Genomic DNA, 2,166 nt, shown 5'->3' with positions numbered 1-2,166 from the left:
CGTGCAGTCGGTGCCGGAAGCCGACCGTGCGATCGTCGCGCTCGGCAAGCGCGACGCGGCGTTCGACGCGGGCCTGCCCGAGCCGGCGCGCCACTTCCGCCCGGGCCGCGACACCGCGCCGCGCAACGTCGCCGCCGCCGAAGGCTGGGCCGTCACCGGGATGATGGACCAGCACGCATACCTGCAGATCCCGCCGGGCGCGGACGTGAAGGTCGGCGACATGGTCGCGTTCGACATCTCGCACCCGTGCCTGACGTTCGACAAGTGGCGCCAGGTGCTCGTGCTCGATCCGCAGTTCCGCGTGACGGAAGTCGTCGAAACCTTCTTCTGACGCCCGCCGCGCGCGGCGCCGCCCTGCCGCTCGCGCGGGGCGGCCGTCACGCGCGCTTCAATCTGCCGGAGTACACTGCGCTTTCGTCCTCGGGGCCCGTCGCGGCCGTCATGCACGGCGCGACCGGGCCTTCAACGCTGCTTCACTGGAGAAAGCCATGGCCGCGAAGAAGATCCTGTTCCTGACCGGCGATTTCGCCGAAGACTACGAAACGATGGTGCCGTTCCAGGCGCTGCAGGCCGTCGGCCACCACGTCGATGCAGTCTGCCCCGGCAAGCGCGCGGGCGACAAGATCAAGACCGCGATCCACGATTTCGAGGGCGACCAGACCTACACCGAGAAGCCCGGCCACAATTTCACGCTGAACGCGGCGTTCGACGACGTCGATGCGGCGCGCTACGACGCGCTCGCGATCGCGGGCGGCCGTGCGCCCGAATATCTGCGACTCGATCCGAAGGTGATTTCGCTCGTGCGCGAGTTCGCCGAAGCCGGCAAGCCGATCGCGGCGATCTGCCACGCGGCGCAACTGCTCGCGGCCGCCGACGTGATCCGCGGCAAGCGCATTTCGGCCTACCCGGCCTGTGCGCCGGAGGTGAAGCTCGCGGGCGGCGAATACGCGGACATCCCGGTCGACGCGGCCGTGACCGACGCGCCGTTCGTCACCGCGCCCGCGTGGCCCGCGCATCCGGCCTGGCTCGCGCAGTTCCTCGCGCTGCTCGGCACGCGCATCGAGCTGTAAACCTGCACCCACTCGGAATGAAACGAAGCGATGGCCGGCGGCGCTGACGTGCCGCCCGGCTCCGCACGTCAACGCGCGGCTGGCGTCGACCCGACGTCCGCGATCCGCGATTCCAGCATCGCGAGCGCGCCCGACAGCGCATTCAGCACGTCGTCCGGCAACTGCGCCATCGTCTGTTCGAGAAACGCCTTGCGGCGCGGCAGGCACGCGTCGAACGCCGCGCGGCCGGCGTCCGTCAGCGTGACGTTGGTCACGCGGTTGTCGCGCGCGTCCGATGCACGCTCGATCCAGCCGAGCGCGTCGAGCGACTTCAACTGGCGCGTGAGCGCGCCCGGATCGATGCGCAGCACTTCGACGAGCTTCTTCTGCGACGCATGACCGTCCATCGTGTGCAGCGCGACCATGATGCGCCAGCGCGGCATCGGCTGCCCGACGTGCGCTTCGAACGCGGTCATGAAGGCGCGATACGTGCGTCCGAATTGCTGCAAGATCGCGACGCGGTCCTGTTCTTCCATGCGCTGATTTCGTTCCGGTGAATCGTTGAGTCGTCGAATCGCTCGCCCGATCGGTCAATCGGCCGCGACGTGCGGTTCGATCTTGCGCCGCAGCGCGATCGGCGGCACGCGACGGCACTGCCACACCGACACCACGGCGACGACGGCCGCCATCGCGACACCCAGGTGAATCGCGCCGACCAGCGATTCGCGGGCCGCTTCCAGCAGCAGCGCGCCATTATGCCCGGCACGCGTCAACTCCGCGACGAGACCGCCCTGCGCCGCGCGATCGATCAGGATCTGCGGATCGGCGAGCCGCGCGTGCCACTGCATCGCGTGGTCGCCCGACAGCGCGTCGCGCACGCCGCCCGAATACATCTGGTTGACGAGCGTGCCGGTGAGCGCGGTGCCGAGCATCCCGCCGACCATCCGCAGCGACTGCAACAGCGCCGTGGCGATGCCGAGATGCTCGCGGCCGGCCGTCTGCTGCGCGAACACGGTGAGGTTCGGCAGCACGAAGCCGAGCCCGATGCCGCCCGCGACCATCAGCGCCATCAGCATCCAGGTCGGCGTCGTGTGGGTCGACACGACGACGCCCGCGC

General features: G+C 69.7%; 2 protein-coding genes and 2 pseudogenes. 2 read left to right on the top strand and 2 right to left on the bottom strand.

What is annotated here, in order from left to right:
* Together JMF90_RS34440 and JMF90_RS34435 are read left to right on the top strand one after the other, a co-directional pair.
* Nucleotides 1-331, top strand: a pseudogene (locus JMF90_RS34440) (amino acid deaminase); the annotation flags it as partial.
* 157 nt (nucleotides 332-488) lie between these two features.
* The gene (locus tag JMF90_RS34435; protein ID WP_006477826.1) at nucleotides 489-1,070 is read left to right on the top strand and encodes a DJ-1/PfpI family protein; all 582 of its coding nucleotides are present in this window, start codon (nucleotides 489-491) and stop codon (nucleotides 1,068-1,070) included.
* A gap of 68 nt (nucleotides 1,071-1,138) precedes the next feature.
* Here JMF90_RS34435 and JMF90_RS34430 read toward each other — a convergent pair whose 3' ends face one another.
* Together JMF90_RS34430 and JMF90_RS34425 are read right to left on the bottom strand one after the other, a co-directional pair.
* Nucleotides 1,139-1,585, bottom strand: a complete 447-nt coding sequence (locus JMF90_RS34430) for a MarR family winged helix-turn-helix transcriptional regulator (RefSeq protein ID WP_011546198.1) — start codon at nucleotides 1,583-1,585, stop codon at nucleotides 1,139-1,141.
* A 54-nt stretch (nucleotides 1,586-1,639) separates the two neighbouring features.
* A pseudogene (locus JMF90_RS34425) lies at nucleotides 1,640-2,166 on the bottom strand (MFS transporter); the annotation flags it as partial.

The organism is Burkholderia sp. E168m23 (assembly GCF_016586125.1).
In the GTDB taxonomy this organism is placed as follows: domain Bacteria; phylum Pseudomonadota; class Gammaproteobacteria; order Burkholderiales; family Burkholderiaceae; genus Burkholderia; species Burkholderia orbicola.
Note: the sequence above shows the minus strand (reverse complement) of the source record. Positions and strands in the feature narration are given on the sequence as shown.

What these genes read in the sequence shown, in the direction of transcription:
- JMF90_RS34435 (WP_006477826.1), top strand. Translation starts at nt 489, where the DNA reads ATGGCCGCGAAGAAGATCCTGTTCCTGACCGGCGATTTCGCCGAAGAC.
- JMF90_RS34430 (WP_011546198.1), bottom strand. Translation starts at nt 1,585, where the DNA reads ATGGAAGAACAGGACCGCGTCGCGATCTTGCAGCAATTCGGACGCACG.